This is a genomic window from Paenibacillus sp. V4I7 (assembly GCF_030817275.1).
Lineage (GTDB): Bacteria > Bacillota > Bacilli > Paenibacillales > NBRC-103111 > Paenibacillus_E.
Map to the genome: position 1 here is coordinate 6,036,484 of NZ_JAUSZD010000002.1, position 23,037 is coordinate 6,059,520.

Below are 23,037 nucleotides of genomic sequence, written 5' to 3' on the forward strand. Positions count from 1 at the left end.
AGGAGTATTCAGTGGGTACGACATGGTTCAAGGAATCCAAGTATGCGTGGATAGGATTGGGCTCGCTTTGGATAATCGGTTTTATTGGCGCATTGACGCGGTTCATCATGGCTTATTTTCAAGTTCAAATATCGGAAGATTTAGGGATCAGCCGGGGATTCATTTCTATGGCATGGTCTACGAACTTATTGATTGCAGCCTTATGTGCCCCCCTGGGAGGATGGCTTGTGGATCGTTATGGCCCGAGGAAGATTATGCTGGTCAGCGCAGTCATAGGTATTTTAGGAACTGGCACCGTTGTACTAGGTCATCACGCCATCGTCTTCTTTATCGGATACGGGGTTATCTCTGGCTTCGTCGGTCTTGGAACGAGCACAACCTATATGTTGGTGTTTGAATGGTTTCAGCATCATCGGGCCAAAGCTACAGCGCTGTTAGCCAGTGCTTCCTCTGTAGGGTTAGCGGTTAGTACGCCGATTTTCGTTTCATCGAGCTGGTTGACATGGAAGGACGCCTTCCTAGCCTCATTTGTCCTAGGTATTATCGTGACTTTGCCAGTCATTTGGTTTGGTATTAAAGGGACTGGCCCGAAGGGTAACAAAGCAAAGAAAGTGGAAGATCAGGAAAGTACGAAAGCTATCAGCAAAGGAATATCCGCACATCTGCCTATCTTCATTGTGGTCGCCTGCGCATTGTTCACCTGCGGCTTCAATATGGGGACTGTGGAAATGAATTTGGTCGCCATCCATCAGCTGGCTAGTGTGTCGCCGAGCATGATCGCATTATCCATGAGTGTACTTGGCATTCTGGAAATTATAGGGTCACTTATGTTCGGCTATTTTTTGGACCGGGTCAATAAGTTGGTTATGATGACCATCTTGTATGGCATACGCATTATGGGGTTTGCTTTCCTCTTTATGCATGTGGGATGGTCGCCTGTCCTTTTTGCCATAGCCTTCGGTATTACATATCTGAGCGCGATTCCTGGGGGATTGCTCATCGTCAATGAATTTGCAAATGGAAAAGGCAAACAAACTGGCTTCCTACTTCTTTTTCATCAAGGGGGAGGCATTCTTGGTGCATTGATCGGAGGAGTTTCTTTCGATTACTTTAGCAATTATCAGGTACTCATCGGTGTTGATGTCTTCATCTGCATGCTCGTGACACTCGGTTATTTCTTCCTATATACAACTCGGAAACGAAGCTTTCGACTTCAAAATATGAAAGCCTCTGCCTAAAGTAATACGGCGGAGGCTCTTGCCTTGAATACTAAAATAAAAACAAAAGAACAGGAACTATTGTCAATTTCGTCGAACCCCTAATAGAGAATATCCTCTATAGGGAGCAAATGAGATGAATGATGAGAAGCACCTGATCATACTAAAAAAATACAAAAATCAGATTATTGCAAAGTGGATTCGCGAGTTCATTCATATTTATCCTGAATATGACAAAAATGTTCTGAAGAAAGACGCGGATGTCTTCTATAAATTCATGTCAGACCTTCATATTCCCGCGGCAGAGCATTCTCTCTTCCAAGCGATCCCTGAGTCCCAAAAAGTGTTTTTGATGAGAAATGTTTCTATTAGTCATGTTGTGCATAGCAGTCAAATTTGGATTGACGCTATTTTATGGTTTATTCAAGAAAACCCTAGAGGAATAACGATTCCCATGAGTCTGACTAGGAAAATCATTGCTCGGGTCAGCTTATATGAAAGACATTTTCTCCATCAATACAGTACCATTACGAAAGAGCTACTGTCGGGTCAAGCACAGACGATCACCGAGCTGCATGAAGCCCGCCTGACGATTATCGGAAAGATGGCGGCAAGCATGGCGCATGAAATCAGAAATCCACTGACAGCCATACTTGGTTTTTTAAAAATCTTGCGCAACCAAATATCGAATCAAAATTACCAAAGAATCAACTCCTATCTGGATACGATTGAAAGTGAACTTCTAAGCATTCAAATGCAGATCTCAGGATTCCTCAGTTTTTCAAAAAAGGATACCATCGAGGAAGGTTTTGATGAGGTATCTTCTACATCTATCATCGACAACGTCCTGGCATTGATTTCTCCTAGATTGGTGAACGATAATATTGAATTAATTTTCCAGGAATCAGAAGACATAAAGCTCAAGGTTCAAAAAATAGCCATTCAACAGGTTCTTTCAAATATTCTAAACAATAGCTTGGACGCTTTGTCAGAAAAGGAAGGCGAGAAAGGTTTAATGATCGCATCCAGGCTGGAGGAAGATGAATTTGTAATTATCATTTCCAACAACGGACCTGAAATCCCCCCTGAGATAAAAGACTCACTATTCATTCCTTTTGTGACCAACAAAAAAGAGGGTACCGGTCTTGGACTAGCCATATGCAAGCAAATTATGACCAAAAATAATGGAGACGTCACGTTTGATTCCAGTCCGAATGAAACGTCATTTCGATTAAGTTTCAAACAAAGCGTGAATAAGCTCCATCTGCAAAATGCCATTAATTGACCATTCGTCAAAAAAAGAACGGAATCGACATTACAATTGGTTCGACCAACCCATGTCATTTATGTATTCTGTCACTTACAATTTATTAGAACTGCAATTTTTCTTAAATTGAAGGAGGGCAATTATGAAGCGTAAGTGGACAACCCTGGTGGTAACTAGTATTTTGGCTGTCTCTACAGTAATGGGTGGCGGCATATCTGCAATGGCAGCATCGAAGAACAGCACAGGTGGAACAACATCCAAAACATATGTAATTGCATTCTCGAACCAGCTTCCGACTGGTTATGCAGCAATGATTCAAGCGGCAGGCGGGCAAGTTGTTCGGGCCATTCCTGAGATTGGAGGATTGGAGGTGCGTTCGTCCAGCACCGAATTTATGACAAAGCTGCAATCATTCAAGGATATTGCTGCTGCCAACGTTCAGATGGTACATAAGCTAAGCGATGGTACAGTAGATCCCTCTGCAGCTGACGGTCAGCCAGTGACAGATATTCCCCAGCCGGAAGAAACGAGCAGCTACTGGGATTATCAGTGGGACATTAAGAAAGTGACGAATAACGGAGCTTCGTTTGCGATTGAAACCGGCGGCACAGGCGGCACGCATAAGGCCGTTGTAGGCGTTATTGACAGCGGTATTGATGCTAATCATCCCGACTTAAAAGCTAACTTCCTCGGTGGCATGAACTTTGTACCCGCAGGAACAGATACCAGTGAAACCGGTGATCCTAACGATCTACTGGACCGCGATGGACATGGAACGCATGTGGCAGGATCAATTGCCGGGAACGGCAAAGTCAAAGGGGTCGGCCCGAATCTTGGCATCCGCTCCTACCGCGTATTTCCTGGCGGACAAGGTGCGCCTACGGCCTGGATTGTAGCTGCTATCATTCAAGCGGCTAACGATAAGGTTGACGTCATTAACATGTCGATCGGCGGATTTGACTCCCAAAAGTATTATGTAGATGGAACCAAATATTCGGATGTTGCTGACATCCTGCTTTGGAAACGTGCCATTCAATATGCTGTCAACCATAACGTAACGGTGGTAACGGCAGCTGGTAATGAAGGTCTTAACCTACGCGATAACAAAGCGATGATCGACTATCTAAACGCTACTTACGGTTCCCCTGACGTTGTATTTAAAGGGAAAACAACAGAAATACCTGGTCAAATTAATGGTGTCATCAATGTTTCATCCTCGAACAAGTGGTCGACGAACAATGTCGCATTTTATTCTAATTATGGGTTAAATCAAATCGATGTAGCTGCACCAGGCGGCGATAATGGGCCCGTATATGCTGAAACTCTGGATTTGAACCAACGGGATTTCCACTATCGCGCACTAAGCACATGGCCGACCTATTTGCCTTCGTACTTCACTTCTAACCTCCATAGCTACGCGCTGCTCCACGGTACATCCATGGCAGCTCCGAAAGTGGCTGGTATTGCAGGCGTAATTAAAGCGGCTCATCCGGAGTTGAACCCTGCCCAAGTAGCAGCATTAATTGAAAAAACAGCAAACGATTACGGCCCAACCGGCAATGATGCTTTTTACGGCGCAGGTGAAGCGAATGTATACAATGCTCTAGTCAGATAAGTTCATGATCAAGAGCCCAGTGCCGTTTTTGGCACTGGGCTTTTTGATCTCATACCTACCTTAAAGTAAAGTAATTCCCCTACTCAATACCAACTTGTAAATACAGAAGAGGTCCCATAAGCTAACGGAATTGCGGCTCCGATCATCAGTACTGGTCCCCACCAGGTGAAGAAAGAGATCCCCATACATAGGCTGATTAAGATCAGCGCCGGCAGTACAAGAATTGGAATTGCAGATTGGAGAGCTTGATGTTTCGTTGTATCCTGAATAGGAAAAAGAGTCAGGAACGGATCTTTCAATTCATCTTTACAGAATGATTTTCTCCAAAATACCAGTAGGCATGCAGCAAGGACCCAGATCGTAATTTTAAGGACTCCCGGCAAAATAAACATAGCTCCACTGATCACAACGACGAACTGTATCGTTTGCTTCCACTGTGTACCATTTCTAAAAAAGGATTTCGTTAATAAATCAGCGATTCCGTTGTTAGCACCTTTCCCCTTGAACAAGCGCTGCGATTTCCCGAATAAAAGGGGGTACTTCCGTGTCGGTTTTCTTTTCCGCTCGAGAACACGAATTAACATCAGAGAGACAATTCGCATCCGTGCATCTCTTTCTCTGGCGATATCAGCGAAGAAGGCCCCTTTTTCTTGCAGCCGTATTCTGCTTAAGAAAACAACCAGCACTAGTAAAAGAAGAATAGCCGCCCAACTATAGTAAGTGTTATGACTGACTCCCGTAACTAACACTTGATACAAGAAGAATAGACCTACAAAAACCACAATCCGCAGCAACCAAAGCACAAATCCATTTAAACGAAGTGTAAGCAATTGGCGAAGCAAGCCTAAGTTAATTTTCAGCAAATAGGTAAGCAGCCATAAGCAAATAACTTGTAACATGCTAAAGGAATACGTTTGAACTAATAGAGGAAGAAATACGAACATCAATATTAACGTAGTGATTCCCTGCAGTACAAGAGAGTATCTATAGCCGAGTAACATGAGATGCCGAAACCAATTTTGCTTCTGTCGGAGGAAAAGCTGGTCCCCCTCCTCAACAAAGTATCGAATGGTTCCGAGCCAAGAGAATACATAGAAGGCCGTGGCAATTATAGACATCGATATCCAACTAAACCAAGAAGGCTGAGTCGCCCACCATGAGTAATAATGGTAACCAGCCACAATCATCAGCGGAATGACAAAATAAATCGCAATGATCCAATCCACAGCCATTCGCAAAGCCCGATACTGGAAATGCCAATCCGAAAGCACTCTTCGTGTGAAAACCTGAAAGCTGCTCTTCAACCCATTAGCCCCCTTCATAATAAGGAATGGAAGCAGTCGAACAATGGCGCATCAGGCATGCCGCATTGCTTTTGAATATCCTGCAATGTTCCATTTGCTACCAATCTGCCACCTGAAAGAAGCACAAACGAACTGCAAATCCGTTCTGCTGTATCTAACACATGGGTACTCATCAGAATGCCTGCACCGCGCTTGCGTTCCTCATCCAACATCCCTAAGAAATCTTTAATCGCTTTCGGATCCAATCCAATGAAAGGCTCGTCTACAATATACACATCTGGTTTATTCAAAAAGCCGAGGATTAGCATAATTTTCTGCTGCATCCCTTTGGAAAATTTCCCGGGCAGTTGATGCTTTTCATCCAAAAGTCGGAACCGATGTAAGAGATCATCAGCACGCTCTAGGAAAACCGTTCGATCCAGATCGTAGACGGATGCAGCAAATTCCAAATGCTCCCACAAGGTCAACTCATCATACAGAATCGGATGTTCCGGAATGTAAGCGTAGCTTTTTCGTTCACCTTTAAAAGAGATTTCACCCTTGAAATCCTTCAATAAACCAAGGATACTCTTAATCGTTGTGCTCTTGCCAGCTCCATTTGGACCTAGCAGACCCACCAGTTCACCTTGCCCTACATCAAAATGAATCTGTTTTATTATATCTGGAACCTCATCATAACCAGCCTGATCGATATGTACTTCTAGTACAGCTAATCGTTCTTCTGACATTCTCGGTCACGATCCCTTCTACCCACATCATATATCACGCATCTGCACATTTCCAATATCGTATCATGAAGTGGATTACGGAAAATGAATGACCAATATCTGCCAATGAATGGCTAATGATTGAACCCCGCAATGTACGATACTTGATGACCATACTCCCCCATAACATTCCTGCGAGAAAAACCAGTAAAAAGAAGATTAGAGGGTTCCTCCAAACAGGATTCACCAAAGTAAGTACCAAAACAAGAAGTACCGTGTATATTCCCAAGTAAATTTCCAATCCTTTAACAATAACCCCAGTTGTGAAGATTCAAATAGCTCATTATGAAGCAAAACTCCTCCGGTAATAATAGCGACTAAACAAACAACCCCAAGGCCGATCCCTGACAAAAAAGAAAGGCCCCTCACGGAGCCTCTCTGTTATAGATGATAGCAAGATAATAGGATAGATCGGTTTATACCGGTTGCGTCTTTTCAAATATGCCCGCCAAGTAAGTCACCACTGTTTCGGATCATCTAGGGACGATTCATCGTTCCGGTGAACGGTATTGTTATGCGGGGCCGAACGCACAATTTCCGGCTGTGTGTACGCTTCTTTCGAGATATGCTCCAGCGCACATCATCCAGGAAAGTGTCCAACCGTGTATCGGCGGCTTGTTGCAGTTCCAGAGTTCATACTTATTATTGATGAAATCCGGAATCAAGCCGCTCTCATCCTGGCGGTCAAAGAATATCATGAATTGATCCCACGCCAGCTTCGGATCGTGGCGAACGAGCGCCATCGCATTGAAACAGTGATCCCAACTCCAAATATTCGTCATCCAGTTCTTCGACTTATACATCGCCGATCGAGTTAGGCACCCCTCTGCCGGAACGAGGCAGGACCATGTGATATAAGCCGCAAGTTCCCGACTTTCATGCCAGCGTTCTGGCAGAGGCAGCATGCGATTCAGCCACTGATTAAACTCTTCCTTCACTTGCTTCACAGCGTCATCGAAGGATTCCCAAGCAGCGCGCGGCTCCCACACGGTGTGGAATTCCTCTACAGCAAACTCGGATATACCCGATTTGCGGTCAGGCAAGAAGTCTGCGATTACGTAGGAGCTTTTAATTTTGTCCCATGGCACTTCCATCCTCAAGTCGCCACCTAGCGCTGTCAGCATGAACCTGCATTCATGGGTGAAGCTATTCACTTCCCAGCTGCTGGAGGCTGCTTGATACGCGTAATCGTAAGCCGCCGTACGGAAGGTTAAGCGAATGCCACAGCCTTTCGTGCGAATCCGAAATGTTCGGTGATCGGAAATACAAATCTCAGCCTTTAAGCCTCCTGTCGATTCAAGCCTAATCAACTCCGGACAAGCTATTGCCTGGAATGACACGGATTGACCGCTTTCATCCAGCATATCCATATGGAACGCCTCGCCAAATTTATCGTCGCCGCCACGAACGGTGCGCAGATACAGGCCTTGTTGTCTATCTTGGGCTTCAGGCAGAATCGAAATCGCTAGGAAGGATTCTCTCCGGCTGAAAGGTACAACGTTTAGGTCAAAGTTCATGATTCATTCTCCTTTACGAAAGCAGTATGCGCTTTCATTGTACCGAATGGAGATCTGGGTAAGAACCGACAGTTGTTTGTGATGGGTAGGTAATTTGTTGCGTGTTTTGGGTTGCGAGGGGGTAAGGGAGAATTTTGTTCGGCGTGAATAGTCATATTGTTCGAAAATAAAAAACCTCCCATCGTGGGAGGTTGATTTTGTGAGTATCGCTTTAAGAAATATGACCATAATCTAATAGTTATCCCTCTTATTTTGGATAACTATTACCTCTGTTGAACCTTTATACCCTTAATCAGAAGCCAGAAAGCTAATGATAACTCTCCAATCACACCAGGCACGGCTACAATGAGTACGAATATTGTTTTGTAGTCGGTGTAGTTAGGTAGAAGAAAATGTGCAGTACTATCTATTACATATCCAACAGATGCAATGATCAAGAAGATCCCAATTATTCTTGGTAGGTAGCCTCCTGATTTGACTATTAAATAACCAACCACCAACAAATGAAATCCGAAAAATACCAATCCAATAAGCCATCCATTGTTAAAGGCATCAATCAGTAACAACACCTGAGCGTGTAACTGTTCTTTTGTGAATACCGTTAAGTATTCAGCACCATTTAGAAGTGGTAGAACATTCAAAAAATTAGACAAGGCGATTCCAAAAATAGCGGTGTATACCAATCTAAAACACGCCGCGAGCATGGCAAGATTCTTATTAACGGGTTTGAGGAGAACATACAGTGCCCAAGCAACCAGCACATCAAGTATAAGCACGATGACAAAGCTGATAAATCCACTCCGAAATAACATTTCATTGGCTATGATGTTACTAGCGGTTGCTGCTGCATCACCCGGTACAATAAGACCCTCAAGAACAGAAAAATTAGAAAACATAGCAAGTACGGCCATAAGTAGAAGCCCTAACCCTGCGACTCTAGCATAATAAAGCGGTGAAGCTTCTGTATTACGGTTTATCATTGCTAACCCCTCCTAATTTTCCACAAAAGAGAACACTTCTTCCAACGTTAAGCCGAACACGCGAGCAATACGAAAAGCCAATTCCAGAGAAGGGGAGTAATTTCCTTTCTCGATGGCAACGATGGTCTGTCGTGTCACCCCCGCTTTATCTGCTAACTGTTGTTGGGTCATTTCATCATGGTTAAAGCGTAAGATCCGAATATTGTTGCTAATATGACCTTTGCCCATCTTAGACTCCTCTCCGATAAAGATACAGCTGTGTGATGACTCCAATCACCTCTGATAATAACCCTGAACTAATAAGTATGATGAACATAACATAGGGTGGTTGATCCATGACCGACGGTATCATCGCTAGAAGAAAACCAATGATAAAGACATAATGAGAATTTCTTGTGGATTTCAATTCAATTAATTGGTCCAGCTCATCCGTAATTCGAGGTTCTTTCTCATTCGTTGCTATGGTATTGACAATACTGAATACGATATGAATGATGATTTTTGCTAAAATCGACACTGGGATTAGAATTAAGATGAAGGCTCCCCAGAAGCTGAATGCATTTGATGTATGAAAGCTCCCTTCTTGGTACTTTTGAAACACATACATACTATAGATAGAAAAAATTAGTAAGGTAGAAATTAAAGATACGACGTTTCTCTTTTCTTGAAAGGACATATTCACCACTCCTTTTCTGTTAATATTTATAGAAAAAGTAAAGTATTATATACACAGTATATTATCCATTATACATTATGTCAAGTATTCTTTACATTTATGGGATAGAGGCTGTCCAAAAAGTAGTCGAAGATGTCCGAGAGATATACTGTGCGACAATTTGGGACAGTCCCTATGCAAAAAGAGCAAAGGCGCTTACGCCTTTGCTCTTTTGTTCAATTAATCTTCTGTTGAATCCAAATTGCATTCTTCCAGTTTTAACACTTTTGTTTTGTATTTCCACTTGTAGCCCAGCCACAACACCAAGAAAAATGGAATTCCAACATAGGAAGCGAATACGAATTTCCAGTCCACCTGACCTTCCGAAAATGCGCTAATGCTTTGGCCAATGATGACAATCATACACATTACCCCTGCCAAGATCGGCCCAAACGGGAACCACATGGAGCGGTATGGAAGATCAGCTACTTTGTGCCCTTGTGCAACGTAAGCTTTACGGAAACGGTAATGGCTAATTGCAATACCAAGCCATGCAATGAATCCAGACATACCTGATGCGTTCAATAGCCAAATGTACACTTGACCATCACCAAAGAAGGAGGCAAGGAAAGCAAGCATTCCGATTGCAGCTGTCGCGAGCAGGGCGTAAACTGGAATCCCGCTTTTATTTAATTTAGTGAATAATTTAGGTGCTTTACCTTCTTTCGCCAATACCCACAGCATGCGTGTAGAAGCGTACATCCCTGAGTTCCCTGCGGATAAAACCGAGCTAAGGATTACGGCATTCATTACAGAAGCTGCTATGCTTAAGCCTGCTTTTTCGAAAATAATCGTAAACGGACTCGCCGCTACGCTGTCGCTAGCCAATGTATCTGTGGAATACGGAATCAGCATGCCAACAACGAAAATAGCTAAGATATAAAACAATAGAATTCTCCAGAACACGCTGCGGATCGCGCGAGGAACGCTCTTCCGAGGATTCTCAGACTCCCCTGCTGCAATACCGACGAGTTCTGTTCCTTGGAAGGAGAAACCAGCAGCCATACAAACACCAAGAACTGCAAGCAAACCGCCCGAAATCGGCGCGTCACCTGCTGTAAAATTACTGAATCCAATCGCTTCTCCGCCCCAGATGCCGACGATCATTAGCAATCCGATACCGATAAACACAACAATTGTTACAATCTTTATCATAGCGAACCAATATTCCGACTCACCAAAGCTTTTAACAGACAATAAATTAAGACCAACCATCAATGCAAGAAATAATGCACTCCATAGGAACGAGGGGCTGTCAGGCAGCCAGAACTTAATAATTAACGTCGCCGCGGACAACTCTGCCGCGATTGTAATTGCCCAATTATACCAATAATTCCACCCTAGTGCGAAGCCAAAGGATGGATCTACGAATTTCGTTGCATAGGTACTGAATGTTCCAGATACCGGCATAAATGTCGCCATTTCTCCTAAGCTTGTTACCAAAAAGTAAACCATAATTCCAATGATGAAGTATGCTAACAGCGCGCCGCCTGGTCCAGCCGTATGAATCGCCCCGCCGCTAGCTAGGAACAACCCTGTTCCAATCGATCCGCCGAGTGAAATCATCGTCATGTGGCGCGACTTCAAGCCTCTACGTAACTTGTTCTCTTTCAATTTCTATACGCTCCCTTTATCTTGTTTTCCGTTAACTTTCTTTAAATAGAAGGCTACAAACGCAAAAAAGCCGCCTCTCTTCTTAAATAAGTTAGGCAGCTTCTACTCCCTCATTTATCCTGTTTCAAGATAGCACAACACACTGTTTTGGATTCAACAGTATGACAGTTCCGTTCCTTTCGGAAACGGCCCCAGCCGAGCGCGGTCAGTATACCGTGCGGCTTCGGCAATGTTGCCTTTTCATCGGAATCAACAGTCTTTACTGGACTTCCTCCGATGTACTCTTCAACATCGCGACCTCTACCTCATCTAGGTTGATGAGGGTTCATATTTAGTTTTAATAACTTTACTATTTTAATTAGCTTCAGGTTATTAATCAATAGATATTTATTCCAAATTTGTATGGTTTTATCTGCTTTCTTGCTTAATATGTGAACCACAAAACAGCTGTCATTCATAATTCGACTGTCCTCTACACCCTCATTCGTGAACAACATAACGAAACTTATACTAATGAAACAATTAACATGATTAAAGGAGCTTCGAATGCTGACCAATATGGAGGAAAGAAAGATCACTAATGGAGATATTGACCTGATGATTGCTGAAATAGAGGAAGGCTGGAGAGAGTTGAGTATGATCAGTAGGTCTTGCCGGGATATTAGGGAGGATCTGGTTAGGCTAACGCAAGTTTTGGATGAAATCATTTATTAAGATACTGGTGTCACTCGCTTAAATGGAAACATTTTCCAATGCCTTTGTAAGACATTTATGTTTTAATGAACATATAATTGATTGAAATTTCTGAGAAAAGGAGTTAATCACTATGACAATAGCCTCTTTTCTATTACCCAAAGACAAGGTTGCCTTTATTACATCGTCGGCTTCCATGCGGGAAGCGCTAGAACAATTAGAAAATCATTATTACACAGCACTTCCCATTGTTGCTAGTGACGGGAAATATGTAGGTACACTGTCGGAAGGTGACCTGTTATGGACCTTAAAGAATACACCTGGGCTTCATTTTGATAATTTGGATCAAGTGCCCGTGAGCGAAATTGAGAAGCATATTCATAATGAGTCCGTTTCAATTAATGCCTACATGGAAGATATGCTGGCGCTAGCAGCTGATCAAAATTTTGTTCCGGTTGTAGATGACGAAAATATTTTCATAGGAATTATTCGCCGGAAAGATATAATTGAATATTATATGAGAAACATAACCGATTGATGAACCTAATGCCAATGCTTTGGCAATATCTTTCCCCTTTTTCTACTACATCGACAAAATTCAAGACACTCTGCCTCCTTTAATTCTCGAATTAACAATAATCCCAAATAAATGTTTATTGTGCTTAATTTGTCCGTTAACATAAACAAGCTGCCCAATTAAATTGCGGCAGCTTACATGTGTTCGTTAACATCATGTTTTCGTTAGTTGTTTTCTATCTTCAACTTGTGGTGGTTCCTCCATCCAGCCGTTTTTGATCATTAATTCTCCACCGTCTTTGACAAAGGGTATAATTTTCTGAGTAAGTCGAGCCATCGTCACCAGCAAATCACTTCGCAAACTAAAAGCTCCACCCAGTGCATTGCTACCAATACCAAATGATCCTAATAAGTTAGTGATATACATCATTAACTTATCCGAAAAAGGAGCAACCGTAGAATTCGTCGCTTTCCCTGCATGAGTGGCAGGCGGCTCTATGTAATCTTGACGTAAATATTCACCTAGTGTTGTTTCAACTTCTTTGGACAATTTCATTCCTTCAACAAAATATTCTTTAACTTTCTTATCATTAGCTACTTGGGCGAACCCAATCATTAGTTGCATGCCGGTAAGGTTAGTCTCAATGGCATGATGTAAAAGGGAAATTTCAATGGCATTTAATGATCTTGTTTCCCTTAGCAAATTAAATCCTGATAAATAATTTTCATCCTTAATAAAGGCAATTTCTTTGGGCATTGTCATAAAAGGAGGGCGGACAAGAACCCCTTTATCTAAAAGAAACTGTGTACATTGGTCAAACATCTCTTGTGCGTTTGCTGTTAATTGCTTAAATAGTTGTCTTATATCTTTACGATAGGACATCGTTGAGTACAATGCAAAAAGACTAGCCTCAATCTTGCTTATCATATGTAAAAACATGGGCTCATACAGAAAATCAAATAACTTAGGAACTCCTTTATTAACGTCGTTTGCCGTAAAGCCAAGTGGAATAACTGCTCCTTCTTGTTGGAAAATATGTTTAATGGATTCTACAATTTGTTCCGATGAATCGTAAGTCGACTTTAAGATTTGTTGAATGTCATCATTTTCTACATGCTCAAGGAAATACTCTAAAAACTGCAATAACATTGTTTTTTCTTGATAAGTCATCCACAAGTTTCCTATTTCTGATGACGTCAATGGTACATGGTTTGAATTCATTGGTTATACTCCCTTGTTTTAATGATTAATGATTATTTTTATCCATTAACTCCATTTAAATTCCCTAATGAAATAAAAAAAAGAAGCCGCTTCATAGCAGCTCCTGTTAAACTAAAGTTTTTCGCTAATTTTCATCATCGGAATCGGAAAATAGCTCCTGCAGGACCGTCTTTCTGTTTTCAAGAAACCGTCTTGTGATGATGTAATGGAGCGTGTCCTCATATCTAATTTCCTCTACGGGATGAACATCAAAGTTAATAATCTGTGCATCTGGAAATCCGAGAAGTATCGGAGAATGCGTTGCAATGATAAACTGAGCTTCTTTCTCTAAATCCTTGATAACCCGCATTAATGCCAATTGCCTTGCAGGGGATAGAGCCGCCTCAGGTTCGTCAAGAAGGTAAATCGCCTTTTTCCCAAAACGATGTTTAAAAAGAGAAAGAAACGCTTCCCCATGCGATTGCTCATGTAAAGAACGACCACCGTAATATTGCAGACTTTCGGGCAAAGTATCCAAATGGGATGCAAAGTGATAAAAAGTCTCTGCTCTTAGGAAAAAGCCATTCGTGATTTTAGGCATCCATGAAAGACGAATATGATCCCCAAGAATGGAATGCGAAGCATCCACATCATAATAGTTGTTCTTCCCTCCGCCAGCCGTATTAAACCCACTTTGATAAGCAATTGCTTCAAGGAGCGTTGATTTACCCGAACCATTCTCCCCAACAAGAAAGGTGACATTCGTTCGAAATGAAAGTGAATTTAAAGACTTCACAGCAGGTATGGAAAAAGGATAGGTTTTCGGATCCGTACGATCATTCCTCAGAATCTCAAGACTTCGCAAGTACATTAATTTCAACTCCAAACAAAACTTTCATGAACCTAGTGCATGTTGTTATTTTAACATAACTACGTTATTACATGATAAGCTATTACATATACTCAAGTAATATTTTGTATAAGCTGGTCGCAATTGACCTATCCGAAGGTGAGGTCGACGCTAATGCCTAAGATGCTGGAATCTGATACGGATCTATTTGCTGCAGCATTATCACAAACTTCGGTTTCCGTGTGGCAGACGGACGCTGACGGTGTGTACTGCGAAGTAGATCGCGGAATCATCGAAAAATTTACTAATAAATCCGTAAGACTGAGCACGAGAACGGATGAAATCGCATATTACTTCCGTGATGATGGGACCATTTTTCGTGCTGAAACGTAAAAAAGACGAGATCCGGATAAACCAGCTCCCGCCATAGTTATTTGGTGCCACCAATATAGTGATACAACTATCCGTGATGATTACAAAAAAATTTCAGTTCCATCCTTTAGCGATAACCGGTTTCTTTCTGTTATTAAAAAACCTGCCGAATAAACTCAATTTCTTTTTTCGTTTGAGAGTGAGTTTAACGCCTTCAATAAGTAGTCTTGATCTCAATTCGTCGCGACGATTGAGCGTGTGTAACCTTTTTATGAACTGCATGTCCATGTTGACCATCCCTCCCAAGTATCTGTAAATGAGAAGCAGGACTTCTGATTCTGTGATATATACATTATAAGTTTACATTGGATAAATGTTTGTCACATTATAGATAAGTTCAGCACTTATTTTGTCGAACTATAGTCACATTCTATTGGTAGACAGAGATTTCATTGTAATTAATCATTCAATAACTATCACGCAATAGTTGATCTCCCCTGCTGCAATGCCATAATAGTTGCGGTAATACCCTCCTGGAACGGCGTCGCGGCGATTGGTCCGATTAACCGATTGTATTTGTCACCGCTTAGTGTCAAAGGCTCTTCGGTTAAGTAAAGCATCTCGATGACTTCTTTCATGACAGGCACGAACATACCTAGTATTGATAAACCTAATTTTTTCATTGGAATGACCGGTTTAACATGGCCACTTGCCGCTTGTGCAATCTGTACGATCTCTCGTCCTGATATGAGCCCAACCCCGGGTATATGCCAGTTCTGTCCGTAACTGAAGTCTTTGCTTGCCAGCTCGGTAATCATGGCAGCCGCATCCGGCAAGTAAACGAATTCGCGAGGAACATGCATGTTGCCAACGAAAAAAGCCATTTTCCCAGCAGCGATCGCTTCTAAGGTTGAACCTAAATACGAGGCTTCATTAGCCGTTGGTCCATAATAGTCGGGCAAGCGTACAATCATGACTTTGGCCTTGCTCCACCGCTTGCTAAACAACATCCGCTCATAGTCCAGGCGGACTTTTCCTTTTTTCGTATGAGGCTGTTTGGGATGCTCTTCTGTCACAAGAGCTGTTTGTCTTCTCCCATAAGGATAGATCCCGTCAATCGCTACAACTCTAATCGCTAGCCGTTCTGCCGCCTCCATGACCGATTGGCCTAGAGGTATCAGCTTCTTCTCCATCTCGTGATAGGGTACGTTCGCGCAATGGAACAAAACGTCAGCACCGCCTGCTTGAGCTACAATATCATCAGGGCGCATTGCGTCTCCAACGGCCAGTGTCAAGTGCGCGGGATTTCCAAGCTTTCCAGCAAACTGATCCAATTTCTGACGCGAACGCCCAAATGCAATAGTACGTATCCCCCGTTTGACCAGTTCTTCCGTGATGGCTGCTCCCGTCCCGCCCGTTGCTCCAATTACAATTGCTTTTTCCATTTTCATCGGCCTCATTTCGTTATTTGTTATTGATCAATCACTAACTTGAAATCATCATATCATCTTGTTATTGATTGGTCAATCACTAAATGTTTGTTTTTGTACAAGGAAGACCTTTTTTTCTCCCTCACGTTTCAGTATACCTTTTACGAAATTCACTTTTGCTTTCAATTTTAGGGGATGAATACGCTGGTTTTTATGAAGCTACTGACTTTATTTTCACCGAAGAAAATAAAAAGAAGCTGGATCATTGATCTCAGCTTCTTCATTCTTGCGTCTTACCTGAAAAGAGAAATTAACCATATTGCAGGCAATACTTTATTCAATTTTCAATTCCAATATGGATACATTTTTAATTCGAACATTATCCGGTAAACAGGTTTTCTTTCTTTTCCGTTTTTAACGCAATAACCACTAGTATTGCCAAATAAAAAGCAAAGTATAACTTAAGTATTATTCCACCAATTCTACATTCAAGATATCGTCAAATGCTACCCAATCCGTACCATTTTCGTGGGATAACTTTACTCTTCTTATCTCTTGATCAATTTTGGTTATTAGACCTGTAATTTGCCCATCCCCAGCCTCATTATAAATCTTTACAATAATAAATTGCTGGCTAAGTAAGGCATTAGCCATTACGTTGGCTATCTTTTTATTCTCACGATTACTAATACTCATTATGACTCAACTCCAATCCCAGAACATTCGTTCTAATCTTATTATACTTTTAGTAGGATGAGTGGTAAAGAGTCTTTGGGATATACTTCATTCGTTCGATTCGACAAATCGTATCAAATTCCACCCGTTTACAACGAAACGAGGTTTATTCATAATTATAGGTGGGTTACCATCTATTTCCAAGGAGTGATTCCATGTCAAAGAGAATCTTAATTCTAACTGGTGATGCTGCAGAAGTTCTAGAAGTTTATTACCCCTATTTTCGTGTATTAGAGGAAGGGTACGAGGCCATAATTGCTTCACCGACGAAGAAAGTACTTCGTACAGTCGTTCACGATTTTATCGACGATTGGGAGACCTATACAGAGAAACCGGGGCATCTGCTGCCGTCACACATCGCTTTCGTTGATGTAGATCCTAGTCAATATGATGGTTTAATCATTCCTGGAGGCAGAGCCCCAGAGTACATCCGTTCGAACGAACATGTTCCACGTATTATTCGTCACTTCCTTGAAGCTGATAAACCAATCGGCGCTATTTGCCATGCTGCACAGGTATTCTCCGCTTTAAAAGACAATCGCTTTTTTGAAGGCCGCACCATGACTGCCTATAACGCTTGTCGTTTAGATGTCGAGCAGCTCGGAGCTTTGTATACAACAGATTTACTTCATGTGGATGGTAAATTAGTCACTGGTCACGCTTGGCCGGATTTACCAGGCTTCATGCGTGAGTTTTTGAAGCTACTCTCCAAATAACTTAGGTTGATCCTATACCTCCGATTTTTTGCAATACCGCTTGGCCTCCAGAAGTAAGCGAATACCGAGGGCTGCCCCTGCAGCCCTTTTAATGTTGAACTATTATTTTCCGTCATGTTACAAAAATTTGTCCTCATCTAATCTAGTGCGACCATAAGGCCAAACTGACAGAAAGCGCCCTGTTACCCACCTCAATCACACCAACTTCACCCCCTAGTAGTGCAGCATGTATGTCATGTTATTTTATACCAAATGAGCACTTAATTAACACAAAAAAGTAAGCTTACATGACATGTAAATTTTAATTGCCCAATTGCCAAGGATAAGGTAAAACTATACTATTAGACATTTTACTATAACTGATTATGAAGGTGGATGAGGTTGTGATTGTTCAAGTGGATAATGAGGCAGTTGCAAGGGAATATGTACACGTCGTATACGAAACCGTAGTCAAACGTAATCCTTATGAATATGAGTTCCATCAAGCTGTGAAGGAGATTTTAGAGTCGCTGATCCCGGTTCTCTCTAAGCATCCGAAGTATATGAAATACGGTATTCTTGAGCGGATCGTGGAACCAGAGCGCTTAATCACTTTCCGCGTGCCCTGGGTAGATGACCAAGGGATAACGCAAGTTAATCGTGGTTTTCGTGTTCAATTTAACAGTGCGATTGGGCCGTACAAGGGTGGGTTGCGTTTTCATCCCTCCGTTAATGCGAGCATTATTAAATTTCTTGGATTTGAACAAACTTTCAAAAACTCCCTAACAGGCCAGCCGATCGGCGGCGGAAAAGGCGGCTCCGATTTCGATCCTAAAGGAAAGTCCGATAATGAAATCATGCGCTTTACTCAAAGTTTCATGACAGAGCTCTATAAATATATGGGTCAGGACACCGACGTTCCGGCAGGAGACATTGGCGTAGGCGCACGCGAAATTGGTTACATGTTCGGTCAATACAAGAGAATTCGCGGTGCTCACGAGGCTGGTGTACTGACAGGTAAAGGTATCATCTATGGCGGCAGCTTAGGACGCACTGAAGCAACTGGGTATGGATGTGTTTACTTTGTGAATGAAATGCTGCAATCCAAGGGCCTTAGCTTCGAGGGCAGCACCGTAGTAGTTTCCGGTTCCGGCAACGTGGCCATCTATGCCATGCAAAAGGCGATACAGCTAGGCGCCAAGGTCGTTGCTTGCAGCGACTCCAATGGCTATATCTATGATAAAAAAGGGATCTGCTTAGACACGATTCGACGGTTGAAGGAAGTGGATAGAAAGAGAATCAGCGAGTATGTAAAGGATCATCCGACCTCAACCTATCATGAGGGTTGTCACGGCATATGGTCCGTTCCATGTGACATTGCGCTTCCTAGCGCAACACAGAACGAGATTAATGAGGATGCTGCGAGGATCCTTGTAAGCAACGGAGTAATTGCGGTGGGGGAAGGCGCGAATATGCCATCTACCTTGGAAGCGATTGATGTATTCCTACAGGCAGGTGTGCTTTTTGGACCGGCCAAGGCAGCGAATGCAGGCGGTGTTGCCGTATCAGCGCTAGAAATGTCTCAAAACAGTATGAGATACTCATGGCAATTCCATGAGGTGGACGATAAGCTCCATGCGATTATGAAAAATATTTACAAAAGTGCCGTCCAAGCGGCAGAGGAATACGGGCATCCGGGCAATCTTGTAGTAGGCGCCAATATTGCAGGCTTTACAAAAGTGGCCGACGCCATGATTGCTCAAGGTGTTGTTTAGGGAAAACAGCAATTATCAAAAAATTCATTTAAAACAAGCCTCTCTGCTCCGGTTCATTTCATCGGAATAAAGACGTTTGTTTTTTTTCATTACGATAAGACTTTCCAATAGTCCCATGCTTTTAAGTAATCCGATAAATCATGTGGATGATGTTTTAAGCAAATCCCGATGCGACAATAAAGTTGAATGATCACTTCTTCAATAAGCCTTGATCTTTCTATTGGTTCATGAGTTAGTAAAGTGAATGCTTGAAATAAAATTTCCAAGTTCAAATCGTCAGGTGAGGAGCAAAAAGCATAAATAAAATCATATAGCAAAGGCCCGACAATCGGTGAGGGATCAATTACTCCTATTAATGCATTTTTATCAAACACGAAATTATGGACACCACAATCGCCGTGAAGCAAAAACCGTTCTTGTCTCTCTCCCTTCGATATGTTTTCAACAAATGATTTCACTTTATAATAATCCTCAGTGGGTAAAAGACTTCCAATATTAATTCGAGCATATTCCACACCCTGATCAATATATTCATGCCAAGTTTGACAAGGATCTTCCAACCAGAAGCCCCACTTGTCTGTTTTTTGATAAATTGCATAATGATTCAAGAGTTCTTTGACTAGAGTTGTTAGCCAGTCTATTTTTGAACCACGATTATAATGGGTTGTACCAGTAATATATGAATATACAATGAATGCTTTATTAGGTTCAGTATAAAGAAGTTTCGGCAACAAAGTGCTTTCTATATAAGTCAGATGTAATTGTTCCACTAAGAAAATATTTTGAGGGCTATCCATCTTCAGCACGTATTTGGGTTCATCGTTTACTGTAAGAGTATACACAAGTCCTTCCGTGGTCCCGTTCATCTTATTAGCAGCTATCGCGGTTGTTTCTATTACACCTGTTTTACTAAGGTCTTTAATGATTTGGTTAACATCTAGTTTTGGTGTCATTTTTACTTCCCCCTTAGTGAATACAGTCTTTTTATATTGTCTTTATCATACAAAAATGACACTCTAATTGATTAGAGTGTCATTTAAGATGCAATTCATATTATTATTGAGCTTTTACGATCTCTCTACCTTTATATGAACCGCAGTTTTTGCAAACATGATGTGCCATTTTTAATTCTGCACATTGTTCACACTTCACCATTCCTGGCACAGCCAGTTTAAAGTGAGTACGGCGCTTATCGCGACGTGTTTTGGACGTTCTTCTTTGAGGAACAGCCATATTCAAAACACCTCCTGTTACTTTCAAATCAACAAGAGATATCATAGCTTTTCTCAGTACGATTTGTCAATGTTATAGCATTCAATGTAAACGAATTTTTTATAATTAAAACTCATCGTAATAATAAAATACATTGGAATACAGCCCGGGAAGCATCGCCATATAAGGACCATTGAAGAACGGGGCCGCCATTCCCATGATGGATGAAAGGATGACGAACAGGATGAACGACTCTTGGCTAATGACCCCGATAACTACGCAGGTGAGGCCGATTCCAACCAAACTTAAGCAAATATACGAAATGTCTTTCAAGCGGGAACCGAGCGTAGACAGCAGGATCGCGCCTTGATACCGAATATGGATTCGACCACGCTCGCGCTGTAGCCGCCGCGGCCGAAATGCGACAGGTCATAAAGGGAAACAAGGTCGGAAGCGGCATGAACGCAATACCGAAAATCGCGGTGCCGACAGTAAGTAGTACAATCGGTTTTTCCTGAATAAAGGCTTTCCAGCCAAGCTTAAACTCGCTAAAGAAGGAAGGAGCGGATGGAGTCGAATCCGCCTTTGGCTGATGGGTTTTCGTGAGCAAAAGCATCCGATTGGCGATCAAAGCGTCAAGTACATCCAGAAACAGCACAATGCCAAGAGAAGTGGCCGAGTATACCGCAATTATATCAATGGCATATAAACATTAACAACATTTATAATGTTTGTTCAAATAACACTCTACTTTTAGTTGTTTTTTTCCCTTAACCTTCCAATTTGCTTCAATGTTATACAATGAAAGGGCAAGTAAAAAAAGGAGGCGTATTTTGTGGAAAAAAAATTCCCAACCTTCCATCATGACATGACTATCGAACAAATTGGCGAAGTAGGCAACCGTTATATCGATTCTGAATGGGGGTCCTTGTACGAGTCTATGCATGAGCAATTATCGGCTGCTTTTCTTGAAATCGAAGATGCAGCCTACGGGCTTTACTTGGATCAGCTTATGCCTACGATATTTGATCGGCTGGAAGACGCTGGATTCACAGCTAAGGAGACCCTTGAGGAGAACGACTTTGTCATCGGAAAATGTTTGATTTTTCGAAACTCCCTTGAAAAATGGGGATCAGAAGAGAATAGGTCGAGAATATTCTGGAACGTTATCCGAAATAAGCAAGATCAACCGATTGGAACGTTACTAACAGAAATCCCCCATTCTCATATGAAGTTTGACATACCTTCTGCACCGCTATTATATTCGTTGCAAGAGAGCGTCAAGGTCGATATTGTAAAAGGAATTCGGCAAATCAAGGAGATTAATAGGTAAGACTAATAAGACCTCTTAAAATAGACTTCCGAACCACCATGAAAGTGGAGTCGGAGGTCTATTTTCTAAAGCGCGTTGTTGCCAAATGGGCTTTCAAAACAAAGCCGACGGGTTGGCAGACAAGCTGACAAAATCAATCTCCGACAAATCCTCTGTCCGATCGAGCAGCTCCCGTACAAGCTCATGATAAGCTCTGGCATCCGCATCCCTGTTCATTAGCAGCAGAAGCGCGATCATCTTGGCATGAAGCCTTCCGCTTAAGGGAAACAGTTCAGCCCATTTCCGCATCGGGTTCAACGCAATATCGTAGCGCTGCTGCCGTACATACGTATCCACAATAGCTTCCAATAGTTCCGCATAGCTTAGCTCCAGCTCTGCCTGCCGTGGTGCAGCCCAACCATATCCACCTCCACTCAAATAGCCACCCCCATAGTGTTGCACAGCTCGAAGCGCATGTGTCAATGATAAGGTACGCTTAAACAGGTTAACCTCGTTTTCGTAAGCAACGACATCATCATATATGAATGTAGACCAATTCAGACTGTAGCTGCCCCCTGCTATCTTCGTCTGCTCGATGAGACCAGATAGACCACAGGTTTCCAAATCTTTGCGCAACTGGTAGATCGTCGAATGCAGATTGACTTGAGTCCGTTCCACATCACGGCCATACCAGATTTCCTCCATGATTTGCGCCTTGCTGACCGGTTTGCCGCGATGGTGGTGCAGATACGCCAGAAGCTCCTTCCCTTTCGAGTTGCGGAATTTGATCTGAACGCCATTATCCATCGTAATGGTGAATGGACCGAAGCTATTCACCACTATTCCCGTTTCAGGTCGATTTTCCCCTTCCCCGTCGCGCCTGCTCCGTTTCAAAAACCGACTGATCATGCGGGACAAATCTTCCTTCAACACCGGCTTCAATAGATAATCAAGCGCCTCCACATCAAAAGCTTCCCTGGCAAACTCCTCATAAGCCGTTAGGAACGCGATATGGATCTCCGGCCGGCACTCACGAAGCCGACGCGCCAGTTCCAGGCCGTGCAGCGTAGGCATGTCCATATCGAGCAGGACCAGATCAATCGGCTCTGGCTCAGTTAATATATACTCTAGGAAAACAGTGGATTTATCGAACAAACCGCATACCTGGACTTCTTCGAACGATTCCAACAGCTTCCCTACCCTTCGAAGTGCGGGCAGCTCGTCGTCTACCGCAACGATTCGAATCATGT

General features: G+C 42.5%; 24 protein-coding genes and 1 riboswitch. Of the genes, 9 read left to right on the forward strand and 15 right to left on the reverse strand.

What is annotated here, in order from left to right:
* Window positions 1-11 precede the first annotated feature (11 nt).
* From QFZ80_RS28280 to QFZ80_RS28290, 3 genes are all read left to right on the forward strand, one after another.
* Complete coding sequence (locus QFZ80_RS28280; RefSeq protein ID WP_307562143.1) at window positions 12-1,238, forward strand: MFS transporter; 1,227 nt, start codon at window positions 12-14, stop codon at window positions 1,236-1,238.
* Between the two features lie 115 nt (window positions 1,239-1,353).
* Window positions 1,354-2,502 carry a sensor histidine kinase gene (locus tag QFZ80_RS28285; protein WP_307562145.1) on the forward strand — a complete coding sequence of 383 codons (1,149 nt, stop codon included), beginning with the start codon at window positions 1,354-1,356 and terminating at the stop codon, window positions 2,500-2,502.
* Between the two features lie 124 nt (window positions 2,503-2,626).
* On the forward strand, window positions 2,627-4,099 hold the full coding sequence (locus QFZ80_RS28290) for a S8 family serine peptidase (RefSeq protein ID WP_307552549.1): 1,473 nt from the start codon (window positions 2,627-2,629) through the stop codon (window positions 4,097-4,099).
* Between the two features lie 83 nt (window positions 4,100-4,182).
* On the opposite strand, the gene QFZ80_RS28295 is transcribed toward QFZ80_RS28290, so the two are convergent.
* The 7 genes from QFZ80_RS28295 to QFZ80_RS28325 form a co-directional block, all read right to left on the reverse strand.
* On the reverse strand, window positions 4,183-5,403 hold the full coding sequence (locus QFZ80_RS28295) for an ABC transporter permease (RefSeq protein WP_307562146.1): 1,221 nt from the start codon (window positions 5,401-5,403) through the stop codon (window positions 4,183-4,185).
* 14 nt (window positions 5,404-5,417) lie between these two features.
* A complete protein-coding gene (locus tag QFZ80_RS28300; RefSeq protein ID WP_307562148.1) occupies window positions 5,418-6,131 on the reverse strand; it encodes an ABC transporter ATP-binding protein in 714 nt (237 codons plus the stop codon).
* Between the two features lie 551 nt (window positions 6,132-6,682).
* Window positions 6,683-7,687, reverse strand: a complete 1,005-nt coding sequence (locus QFZ80_RS28305; RefSeq protein WP_307562150.1) for an MGH1-like glycoside hydrolase domain-containing protein — start codon at window positions 7,685-7,687, stop codon at window positions 6,683-6,685.
* A gap of 263 nt (window positions 7,688-7,950) precedes the next feature.
* A complete protein-coding gene (locus QFZ80_RS28310; protein WP_307562152.1) occupies window positions 7,951-8,667 on the reverse strand; it encodes a DUF4386 domain-containing protein in 717 nt (238 codons plus the stop codon).
* A gap of 12 nt (window positions 8,668-8,679) precedes the next feature.
* A complete protein-coding gene (locus QFZ80_RS28315) occupies window positions 8,680-8,895 on the reverse strand; it encodes a helix-turn-helix transcriptional regulator (protein WP_307552539.1) in 216 nt (71 codons plus the stop codon).
* A 1-nt stretch (window position 8,896) separates the two neighbouring features.
* Window positions 8,897-9,343 (reverse strand): hypothetical protein, encoded by a 447-nt coding sequence (locus QFZ80_RS28320; protein ID WP_307562153.1) that lies wholly within the window; start codon window positions 9,341-9,343, stop codon window positions 8,897-8,899.
* 219 nt (window positions 9,344-9,562) lie between these two features.
* On the reverse strand, window positions 9,563-10,954 hold the full coding sequence (locus QFZ80_RS28325) for an amino acid permease (protein WP_307564259.1): 1,392 nt from the start codon (window positions 10,952-10,954) through the stop codon (window positions 9,563-9,565).
* 164 nt (window positions 10,955-11,118) lie between these two features.
* A riboswitch (Lysine riboswitch) is annotated at window positions 11,119-11,307 on the reverse strand.
* Window positions 11,308-11,542: 235 nt separating this feature from the next.
* On the opposite strand from QFZ80_RS28325, the gene QFZ80_RS28330 reads away from it, so the two are divergent.
* On the forward strand, window positions 11,543-11,710 hold the full coding sequence (locus QFZ80_RS28330; protein WP_307552534.1) for a hypothetical protein: 168 nt from the start codon (window positions 11,543-11,545) through the stop codon (window positions 11,708-11,710).
* A gap of 112 nt (window positions 11,711-11,822) precedes the next feature.
* Window positions 11,823-12,227, forward strand: coding sequence for a CBS domain-containing protein (locus tag QFZ80_RS28335; protein ID WP_307552532.1), 405 nt, complete (start codon window positions 11,823-11,825; stop codon window positions 12,225-12,227).
* A gap of 192 nt (window positions 12,228-12,419) precedes the next feature.
* Here the strand turns inward: QFZ80_RS28335 and QFZ80_RS28340 are convergent, their stop codons facing one another.
* Window positions 12,420-13,427 (reverse strand): DUF3231 family protein, encoded by a 1,008-nt coding sequence (locus tag QFZ80_RS28340; RefSeq protein WP_307552530.1) that lies wholly within the window; start codon window positions 13,425-13,427, stop codon window positions 12,420-12,422.
* A 124-nt stretch (window positions 13,428-13,551) separates the two neighbouring features.
* Window positions 13,552-14,277 (reverse strand): AAA family ATPase, encoded by a 726-nt coding sequence (locus tag QFZ80_RS28345; RefSeq protein WP_307552528.1) that lies wholly within the window; start codon window positions 14,275-14,277, stop codon window positions 13,552-13,554.
* 153 nt (window positions 14,278-14,430) lie between these two features.
* Here QFZ80_RS28345 and QFZ80_RS28350 point away from each other — a divergent pair, with 153 nt between their 5' ends.
* Window positions 14,431-14,649, forward strand: a complete 219-nt coding sequence (locus QFZ80_RS28350; RefSeq protein ID WP_307562154.1) for a hypothetical protein — start codon at window positions 14,431-14,433, stop codon at window positions 14,647-14,649.
* 455 nt (window positions 14,650-15,104) lie between these two features.
* Here QFZ80_RS28350 and QFZ80_RS28355 read toward each other — a convergent pair whose 3' ends face one another.
* Together QFZ80_RS28355 and QFZ80_RS28360 are read right to left on the reverse strand one after the other, a co-directional pair.
* Window positions 15,105-16,073 (reverse strand): SDR family NAD(P)-dependent oxidoreductase, encoded by a 969-nt coding sequence (locus tag QFZ80_RS28355; RefSeq protein WP_307562155.1) that lies wholly within the window; start codon window positions 16,071-16,073, stop codon window positions 15,105-15,107.
* Between the two features lie 453 nt (window positions 16,074-16,526).
* Entirely contained in the window at window positions 16,527-16,754 is a 228-nt protein-coding gene (locus tag QFZ80_RS28360) for a YolD-like family protein (protein ID WP_307552523.1), read from the reverse strand.
* A gap of 194 nt (window positions 16,755-16,948) precedes the next feature.
* On the opposite strand from QFZ80_RS28360, the gene QFZ80_RS28365 reads away from it, so the two are divergent.
* Entirely contained in the window at window positions 16,949-17,509 is a 561-nt protein-coding gene (locus QFZ80_RS28365) for a DJ-1/PfpI family protein (RefSeq protein ID WP_307552521.1), read from the forward strand.
* Between the two features lie 383 nt (window positions 17,510-17,892).
* Window positions 17,893-19,263: an NADP-specific glutamate dehydrogenase gene (gdhA, locus tag QFZ80_RS28370; RefSeq protein WP_373460185.1), complete on the forward strand. Its 1,371-nt coding sequence runs from the start codon at window positions 17,893-17,895 to the stop codon at window positions 19,261-19,263.
* A gap of 89 nt (window positions 19,264-19,352) precedes the next feature.
* On the opposite strand, the gene QFZ80_RS28375 is transcribed toward gdhA, so the two are convergent.
* The 3 genes from QFZ80_RS28375 to QFZ80_RS28385 form a co-directional block, all read right to left on the reverse strand.
* A complete protein-coding gene (locus QFZ80_RS28375) occupies window positions 19,353-20,216 on the reverse strand; it encodes an aminoglycoside phosphotransferase family protein (protein WP_307562157.1) in 864 nt (287 codons plus the stop codon).
* Between the two features lie 103 nt (window positions 20,217-20,319).
* Window positions 20,320-20,496, reverse strand: coding sequence for a 50S ribosomal protein L32 (rpmF, locus tag QFZ80_RS28380; protein ID WP_029193705.1), 177 nt, complete (start codon window positions 20,494-20,496; stop codon window positions 20,320-20,322).
* 238 nt (window positions 20,497-20,734) lie between these two features.
* Complete coding sequence (locus QFZ80_RS28385; protein ID WP_307562158.1) at window positions 20,735-21,106, reverse strand: hypothetical protein; 372 nt, start codon at window positions 21,104-21,106, stop codon at window positions 20,735-20,737.
* A gap of 204 nt (window positions 21,107-21,310) precedes the next feature.
* Here QFZ80_RS28385 and QFZ80_RS28390 point away from each other — a divergent pair, with 204 nt between their 5' ends.
* Complete coding sequence (locus QFZ80_RS28390) at window positions 21,311-21,808, forward strand: DUF6022 family protein (protein ID WP_307552514.1); 498 nt, start codon at window positions 21,311-21,313, stop codon at window positions 21,806-21,808.
* Window positions 21,809-21,901: 93 nt separating this feature from the next.
* Here the strand turns inward: QFZ80_RS28390 and QFZ80_RS28395 are convergent, their stop codons facing one another.
* Window positions 21,902-23,035, reverse strand: a complete 1,134-nt coding sequence (locus QFZ80_RS28395) for a response regulator (protein WP_307562161.1) — start codon at window positions 23,033-23,035, stop codon at window positions 21,902-21,904.
* Between the last annotated feature and the right edge of the window lie 2 nt (window positions 23,036-23,037).

Bases quoted from the DNA above. Each gene is read 5' to 3' on its own strand.
- QFZ80_RS28355 (WP_307562155.1), bottom strand. From the start codon at position 16,073: ATGGAAAAAGCAATTGTAATTGGAGCAACGGGCGGGACGGGAGCAGCC.
- QFZ80_RS28340 (WP_307552530.1), bottom strand. From the start codon at position 13,427: ATGAATTCAAACCATGTACCATTGACGTCATCAGAAATAGGAAACTTG.
- QFZ80_RS28285 (WP_307562145.1), top strand. From the start codon at position 1,354: ATGAATGATGAGAAGCACCTGATCATACTAAAAAAATACAAAAATCAG.
- rpmF (WP_029193705.1), bottom strand. From the start codon at position 20,496: ATGGCTGTTCCTCAAAGAAGAACGTCCAAAACACGTCGCGATAAGCGC.
- QFZ80_RS28360 (WP_307552523.1), bottom strand. From the start codon at position 16,754: ATGAGTATTAGTAATCGTGAGAATAAAAAGATAGCCAACGTAATGGCT.
- QFZ80_RS28325 (WP_307564259.1), bottom strand. From the start codon at position 10,954: ATGACGATGATTTCACTCGGCGGATCGATTGGAACAGGGTTGTTCCTA.
- QFZ80_RS28305 (WP_307562150.1), bottom strand. From the start codon at position 7,687: ATGAACTTTGACCTAAACGTTGTACCTTTCAGCCGGAGAGAATCCTTC.
- QFZ80_RS28345 (WP_307552528.1), bottom strand. From the start codon at position 14,277: ATGTACTTGCGAAGTCTTGAGATTCTGAGGAATGATCGTACGGATCCG.
- QFZ80_RS28350 (WP_307562154.1), top strand. From the start codon at position 14,431: ATGCCTAAGATGCTGGAATCTGATACGGATCTATTTGCTGCAGCATTA.
- QFZ80_RS28330 (WP_307552534.1), top strand. From the start codon at position 11,543: ATGCTGACCAATATGGAGGAAAGAAAGATCACTAATGGAGATATTGAC.
- QFZ80_RS28365 (WP_307552521.1), top strand. From the start codon at position 16,949: ATGTCAAAGAGAATCTTAATTCTAACTGGTGATGCTGCAGAAGTTCTA.
- QFZ80_RS28375 (WP_307562157.1), bottom strand. From the start codon at position 20,216: ATGACACCAAAACTAGATGTTAACCAAATCATTAAAGACCTTAGTAAA.
- QFZ80_RS28290 (WP_307552549.1), top strand. From the start codon at position 2,627: ATGAAGCGTAAGTGGACAACCCTGGTGGTAACTAGTATTTTGGCTGTC.
- QFZ80_RS28310 (WP_307562152.1), bottom strand. From the start codon at position 8,667: ATGATAAACCGTAATACAGAAGCTTCACCGCTTTATTATGCTAGAGTC.
- QFZ80_RS28320 (WP_307562153.1), bottom strand. From the start codon at position 9,343: ATGTCCTTTCAAGAAAAGAGAAACGTCGTATCTTTAATTTCTACCTTA.
- QFZ80_RS28300 (WP_307562148.1), bottom strand. From the start codon at position 6,131: ATGTCAGAAGAACGATTAGCTGTACTAGAAGTACATATCGATCAGGCT.
- QFZ80_RS28315 (WP_307552539.1), bottom strand. From the start codon at position 8,895: ATGGGCAAAGGTCATATTAGCAACAATATTCGGATCTTACGCTTTAAC.
- QFZ80_RS28395 (WP_307562161.1), bottom strand. From the start codon at position 23,035: ATGATTCGAATCGTTGCGGTAGACGACGAGCTGCCCGCACTTCGAAGG.
- QFZ80_RS28335 (WP_307552532.1), top strand. From the start codon at position 11,823: ATGACAATAGCCTCTTTTCTATTACCCAAAGACAAGGTTGCCTTTATT.